The following is a 391-nucleotide window of genomic DNA, read 5'->3' on the forward strand; positions in this document are numbered from 1 at the left end:
GACGAAAATGGGTTTGCGGAGCCGAAGACGTATGATGAGTTTATCGAGCTTTGCCAGAAGATTAAGGATAAGGGAGACATGGCTCCATTAGTAGTGGGCGGCCAGGATATCTGGCATGTGGGCTTCTGGTTCTATAAGGCGTACAATGACCAGGTTATGAGTCAGGATACAGATTTTATCAAGCATTGTTACGAGGGAACCAAGGACTTCTCGGATCCGGCAATCGTGGCGACCTTTGAAGAGATGAAAACTATCTTTCAGTATGCCCAGGATGGCTGGGTATCTACACCTGATGCCCAGATTACCACATTCCTGGTAAGCGATATGGCGGCCATGATGTATTCAGGCACCCATATGTTCTCTCAGATTAAAGACGCAGATCCGAATTTTG

At 47.1% G+C, this 391-nt stretch carries 1 protein-coding gene; it reads left to right on the plus strand.

Annotated elements, in window-relative coordinates; all coding sequences use genetic code 11:
* On the plus strand, window positions 1–391 hold a 391-nt coding region (locus tag NE664_15445; GenBank protein ID MCQ4728027.1), incomplete at both ends, for an extracellular solute-binding protein.

This window comes from Anaerotignum faecicola, assembly GCA_024460105.1.
GTDB lineage: Bacteria > Bacillota > Clostridia > Lachnospirales > Anaerotignaceae > JANFXS01.